Origin of the sequence: Corynebacterium sp. HMSC076D02 (assembly GCF_001813815.1) — a bacterium.
Lineage (GTDB): Bacteria > Actinomycetota > Actinomycetes > Mycobacteriales > Mycobacteriaceae > Corynebacterium > Corynebacterium simulans.
The window spans coordinates 466,824-472,893 of sequence record NZ_KV814043.1 but is presented as its reverse complement, the minus strand read 5'-3'; the positions used below and the strand labels follow the sequence as shown (position 1 = coordinate 472,893).

At 59.6% G+C, this 6,070-nt stretch carries 5 protein-coding genes; all 5 read right to left on the bottom strand.

The window, feature by feature from the left end; translation table 11 throughout:
• On the bottom strand, positions 1 to 624 hold a 624-nt coding region (locus tag HMPREF2935_RS04535), incomplete at its 3' end, for a sugar nucleotidyltransferase (protein ID WP_070732109.1).
• Between the two features lie 10 nt (positions 625 to 634).
• A complete protein-coding gene (rfbD, locus tag HMPREF2935_RS04530) occupies positions 635 to 1,978 on the bottom strand; it encodes a dTDP-4-dehydrorhamnose reductase (RefSeq protein WP_070518611.1) in 1,344 nt (447 codons plus the stop codon).
• A gap of 53 nt (positions 1,979 to 2,031) precedes the next feature.
• Positions 2,032 to 3,030 (bottom strand): dTDP-glucose 4,6-dehydratase, encoded by a 999-nt coding sequence (gene rfbB / locus HMPREF2935_RS04525; protein WP_210400722.1) that lies wholly within the window; start codon positions 3,028 to 3,030, stop codon positions 2,032 to 2,034.
• A gap of 100 nt (positions 3,031 to 3,130) precedes the next feature.
• A complete protein-coding gene (locus HMPREF2935_RS04520) occupies positions 3,131 to 4,486 on the bottom strand; it encodes an HNH endonuclease signature motif containing protein (protein WP_246817778.1) in 1,356 nt (451 codons plus the stop codon).
• Between the two features lie 178 nt (positions 4,487 to 4,664).
• On the bottom strand, positions 4,665 to 6,017 hold the full coding sequence (locus HMPREF2935_RS04515) for a M1 family metallopeptidase (RefSeq protein WP_070732103.1): 1,353 nt from the start codon (positions 6,015 to 6,017) through the stop codon (positions 4,665 to 4,667).
• Between the last annotated feature and the right edge of the window lie 53 nt (positions 6,018 to 6,070).

The following is a 6,070-nucleotide window of genomic DNA, read 5'->3' as shown; positions in this document are numbered from 1 at the left end:
CTTGCCGCGGCGCAGGTACTCCTCGTTGACGGCGGTGATTTCCAGCTCGCCGCGGGCGCTCGGGCGGATGCCCTTGGCAATGTCGATTACTGAGTTATCGTAGAAATACAAACCAACCACGGCATGATTGGACTTGGGTTGGGCTGGTTTTTCTTCGATGGACAGCGCGTTGCCTGCCGCGTCGAATTCCACCACGCCATAGCGCTGCGGATCGGAGACCTCGTAGGCGAAGATGATTCCGCCTTCTGGGTCGCGGCACTGGCCCAAGGCGGTGGCAAAGCCGTGGCCTTCGAAGATGTTATCTCCCAACACCAAGGCTACGGAGTCATCGCCGATGAAATCCTCCGCAATGAGGAAGGCCTGCGCCAGGCCCTCTGGACGTGGCTGCACCGCGTAGGAAAGCATGAGGCCTAGTTGGGAGCCGTCGCCAAGCAGGCGCTCAAAAGACGCCGAATCCTCGGGGGTGGTGATGATGAGGATCTCCCGAATCCCCGCCTGAATCAGGGTGCTGAGCGGGTAATAGACCATGGGCTTGTCATAGATTGGCATGAGCTGCTTCGAGATGCCCTTGGTGATGGGGTAGAGGCGTGTGCCTGAACCGCCCGCGAGGATGATGCCTTTCATGCTTGAAAGCCTAATCCAAAGGATAAAGCGCAAGGTAGAGCGCTAGCGCGGCGCGCCAATTCATCGGGCTAAAGCCGGTGGCCTCAATCTTGGAAAGATCCAGCGTAGATTCGCTGGGCCGGCGGGCAGGCTCGACGCCGTACTCCGCGGTGCTGACCGAGTGGACCTCGGCGGGGTCGTGCCCCATGCCGATGAACGTGGCCATGGCGAGTTCATCGCGGCCCACGGTATCGCCCGCGGAGGAGAGGTTGTAGATGCCATAAGGCGCCTGGGTTTCCAGTAGGTGCGCGATGCCCTTGGCCAGGTCCTCTGCAAAGGTGGGTCGGCCGCGCTGGTCATTGATGACCTTCGGCTCGATGCCCTTATTTGCCAGCTGAGCCATGGTTTTGATGAAGTTGTTGCCCTCGCCGAAGACCCACGAGGTGCGCACCACATAGTGCTTAGGCGCCACGCTTGCCGACGCCTCTCCCGCCGCCTTCGACGCCCCATACAGGCTCAGCGGGCTAGGGGGTTCTTCCTCGGTGTGTACTTCGGTTTCGCCGTCGAAGATGTAGTCGCTGGAGACGTGTACAAGCGTCAAGTTGTTATCGGCGGCGATGCGCGCCAGCTTGGCAGGTGCCAGCGCGTTGACTTCCCAGGCGCGGGCGCGGTCGCTTTCTGCGCCGTTGACGTCGTTGTAGGCGGCGCAGTTGATGATGGAGCTGTAGCGGCGCCAAGGACGCTGCGGCGGATTGGTGATGTCGAATTCCTCGCGCGTGCAGAACTCCGCGTTCGGTAGCACCTTGCGCAGCGCGCGGCCCAGCTGGCCGTTGGTGCCGGTGACCAGCACCTTGCGCGGCGCCATGGGCGTGACGTCCGCTAGCTGCGGGTGCGCGCGGTCTTTGTCGGAGATTTCGGTGGGATCGAGCGGCCAGTCCACCATGTCGAGGTTGACGAAGGTGTACTCCGCGTCAGGTGACCAATGATCGTTGACCAAGTAGGAATACGCGGTTTCCTCAAGTGCCTGGAAGCCGTTAGCCACGCCCCACGGGACGAAGACGGCGGTATCGGGGCTTACTTCATGGGTGACCAGCTCACCGTAGGTTTCGGAGCCTTCGCGCAGATCGCACCACGCACCGAAGACCTTGCCGTGGGCCACGCTTACCAGTTTGTCCCAGGGCTCGGCATGCAGACCGCGGGTCACGCCCGCCGCGGCGTTGAAAGAGACGTTGTTTTGCACCGGCTGGAAATCGGGCAGCCCGGCCTCAACCATCTTTGCGCGCTGCCAGTTCTCCTTGAACCAGCCGCGATTGTCTCCGTGGACGTCAAGCTCGATGAACAGTAGGCCCTCGATGGCCGTCTTGGTTACCTGCACGTGTGCTCGTTTCTTCCTGTCTAGGTTTCGTTTAATGGGGTTGCGCTGCCGGTTTAGTGGCCGTGTTGGGCGTAATGCTTCTCGACGTCGCCTTTATCCGGGCGCCACCACTTCTCATTGTCGCGGTACCACTGGATGGTCTGTGCCAGCCCTTCGCGGAAGTCAGTGTAGTGCGGCTGCCAGCCCAGCTCGCGGCGCAGCTTGGAAGCGTCCATGGCGTAGCGCTGATCGTGGCCGGGGCGGTCAGCTACGTGCTCGTAGAGCGCGCCGCCTGCAGCGTTGGTAGCCCCCATGATCTCGCAGATGAGCTCGATGACCTCTTTGTTGTTGATGTCTTTCTGGTCAGCGCCGATGTTGTAGGTCTCGCCGATTTCGCCGCGATCGAGGATGGCGAGGACCGCGCTGTTGTGATCGTCGACGTGAATCCAGTCACGGACCTGCTCACCCGTTCCGTATAGCTTGGCCGGCTGGCCGTCTAACAGGTTGGTAATTTGGCGCGGGATGAACTTTTCTACGTGCTGGAAAGGGCCGTAGTTGTTGGAGCAATTCGAGATGGTTGCCCGCAACCCAAAGCTGCGCGCCCAGGCGCGGACCAGGTGATCGGAGCTGGCTTTCGACGCGGAGTACGGCGAGGAAGGCGCATAAGGGGTGGTTTCGGTGAATTTGGTAGCGGCACCGATTTCGAGGTCACCGAAGACCTCGTCGGTAGAGACGTGGTGGAAACGCACATCGTGCTTGCGGCAGGCTTCCAACAAGGTGAAAGTACCTACGACGTTGGTCTGGATGAACGGGGAGGGATCCTGCAGCGAATTATCGTTGTGGGACTCGGCTGCGAAGTGCACCACGATGTCGCTTTGCGCCACCAGTTCATCCACCAGCGCGGCATCGGCAATATCGCCGACAACCAAGCGGCACTCTACGCCTTCGAGGTTCGCTCGGTTACCCGCGTAGGTGAGTTTGTCCAGCACCGTGATGGAGACTTCTGGGCGCGTGGCAGCGACCAAGCGGACGAAGTTGGCGCCGATGAATCCGGCGCCGCCAGTAACTAGCATTCTGCGCATGGATAACAATTTTAGGCTACCTACCTTCACTATTTTCACCTCGCGATAAAACGCAAGCGCAATCCGCCCGCAGGGCACAAGTATCCTGCGGTTAGGCGCTGAGTTTGTGGGCCGGGGCTTTATGTGCAGCTGGGCTGTCGTTGAAATGGATCCTTTCCGACCCTGCCGGACGATAACCAACTCTTCGAGTTATTGGGTCTCGCTCTGCATGCCCCATGTTGCGGAAACCGTCACGTCGGTCATTGTTATCCGCATGATGTCTTCTGCAGAGGAGCGTTAAGTTCTTGAGATCCGTTGCTCCACCTGCTGCCCACGCATGGAGGTGGTGGACATCGCATTCGACCCAAGGGCGGTCACAGCCGGGATGGGTGCATACCAACTCCGAGGCCGCCAAGGCTATCTTTTGATAAAGGCTTGCGCTGCGCTTGCAGCGGCCCAATTCCAGCGGGAATTTCTTATTATCAACCACACAGATGAAATCGTGTGATGCCGCTCCAATACGTAGCAGGTCCAGCGGGGAGAGCTCCACGCCAGTGTTGGTGGCGAACCGGGTGGAAGAATCCATCTCTTCCAACTCGTTCAGCGTGGTGGTGATAAGCAAGGAACCCACACCACCAGTGCCGTGCTGATGTGATTCGAGATAGCTGTGGACGATGGCAGAAAGCTGGTCTGCCATTCTTTGGGAGTATGTGCGGGAATCTTCCTCTGCCGGAAGATTTGGCCCTCCCTGATGGCGAGCTGGGGCAAATGCGGCTTTTAGCATTGCTGCCGTGGCGGCATCGACGTATCCACTGATGAAGACGCCACCATCAGCATCTGGCTGGGAGATGCGCAAGCGACGCTTTTTAATAACTGCGTCTGCATCGGAGACTGATTTGTTTGCTGCACGAATGGCCTCGCGCAGCCAGGCTCGGAGCGCAGTATGTGACATCTCCCGAGACTTCTCCAAAGCGCGCTGGCTAAGCTCTTGCGGGCCAGGGAGCGCGCCCTCCGTGAGGTGCTCAAGTTCCTGTTCGATGAGTGCGATAGTGCGCGCGTGTGCGGCTTCTTCTTCAAGCATTTGCCGGCGGCGCTTTTCTGCGGCTTCCCGCTCCCGACGGGCGCGTTCACGGGTGGCGTCCTCACGCTTTTGTTCTGCCGTTTCGCTGTCACTGCCCGTCGCGCTTGGATGGGCAGAAGCTGGCGCATCTGCGGCCGCTTCCTCCGAAAGTGGGGCAAAGAGCGATTGCCCGGTCTTTATGCGCGCCTGTGCCTCCGGATAGGTCAGGCCCAAACGTGCGGTGAGATAGTCTTCCGGCTTGCTGGAGCCGACTGTACGGCCAGCGTCATCTCGGGCAGCAAGGAAGGCAAAGGCGGCATCGATGGTGGTCTTCTTTCCCATTGCGTTCTCGAGGTGCTCGAAAGCAGGATGCAAACGGCCGAAGTAGAGGTCTGCGGGTTCTTTCATAAGCTCCCGCAGTTCTGTTAGTGATGTGGCAATTTCGTTGACTGTGGAAATAATCGCTTCGTGTTTGTCTTGCATGGCGCCCCACCCCCTCGGCGTTTCGATTACATGTTCTATATTATCTACATAGCGCAACCTGTCAAGGGTGAGCTGGAAAATACTTTCGAACGTTTGGGGGGGTTTAAGCCGGGAAGTGCGGCAATTGTTCTTGTTCCAGCCACTGCTCCAGCAGGCCATCGAGCGCGGCCGTATCTTCCGCGCGCTCGCGCAGCTTCGAAAGCAGGTCTTCCGGCGTAACCACGCCGTGGCGGCCTTCTGCTAGGTAGGAGCGCACGGCGTCGAAAAAGGCGGCGTCGCCAAGCAGCACGCGTACTGCATGTACCGTGAGCGCGCCGCGTTTGTACACGCGATCATCGAACATGTCTTGAGTGCCCGGATCTGCCAGCAGCACATCCTGTGCCTTGCGAGCGAGCACGTTGTAGTGCGAACGCGCAGACTCATGCACCGCCCGGCCATGCGTGTGCTCCATCCACAACCACTCGCAGTAGCAGGCAAAACCCTCGTTGAGCCAAATATCCTTCCACTCGCTAAGGCCCACCGCATTGCCAAACCACTGGTGGGAAAGCTCGTGAGCGATGAGACGCTCGAAGGTAGGCGAGACATGGTTGGAGCCGAAAATCGAAAGTCCCTGGGCTTCCAGCGGGATTTCCAGCTCGTCCTCGGTGATGACAACCTGATATTCGTCAAACGGATAGGCGCCGAAGCAGGAAGAGAAGAAGTCCAACATCTCCTGCTGCTGGGCAAAGACCTCTTGGACAGGCGTCTTGAGCGCTGACGGAACCCAGGCGCGCACCGAGTCGCCAAGCCTGACCTCGCTAAACTCGCCTACCTGAACCGTAACGAGGTAGGTAGCCGTGGGGTGTTCGGTGCGGTAATGCCAGCGCGTCATCGAACCGCTGGCGGATTTGCGGGAAACCAGCTTTCCATTCGAAATCACGCGGAACGGATTATCTGCGGTGATCTTAATGTCAAAGGTGGTCTTCTCGCTCGGGGTATCGTCGCATGGGAACCAGCTCGGGGCGCCGTTGGGCTGGCTAGCTACTAGAGCGCCGGATTCGGTTTCCTCCCAGCCGAGTTCGCCCCACGGGGTGCGGATGGGGCGTGGGGAGCCGCCGTAGCGGATGTGTAGCTCGAACTCGGTTCCATCTGCGATGGTATCCGCGAAAGTCAGGCGCAGCTTGCCCACGGACTGGCGGAACTTCGCCACCCGCGGTGCGCCCTTGGCGGTGATGCGGCGGGCTACCATGGCGCCGCCGAGATCGAGCGTGAGCTTGTCGACGTCCTCTAGCACCCGGATATGCAGCACCGCTTCACCTTGCAAAAGGTTGGGCTCAACGCGGTAGGTAAGGTCCAGGTCATAATGGGTGACCTCATAACCTAAGTTGAACGCGACACCTGTGTAGCTATCGCGCTGTTCAGATAATTGACCGGCGGTGGATGCGACATGCGAAAGGGCGGTGGAAAGCAGCTTCATAATGCTGCGATCCTACCGCCCTTTAAGGATGAAACCCTATTCGCGTTGGGCCT

Excerpts from the sequence above, each read along its gene's own strand:
- HMPREF2935_RS04520 (WP_246817778.1), bottom strand. The coding sequence starts at position 4,486 with ATGAAAGAACCCGCAGACCTCTACTTCGGCCGTTTGCATCCTGCTTTC.
- HMPREF2935_RS04515 (WP_070732103.1), bottom strand. The coding sequence starts at position 6,017 with ATGAAGCTGCTTTCCACCGCCCTTTCGCATGTCGCATCCACCGCCGGT.
- rfbB (WP_210400722.1), bottom strand. The coding sequence starts at position 3,030 with ATGCTAGTTACTGGCGGCGCCGGATTCATCGGCGCCAACTTCGTCCGC.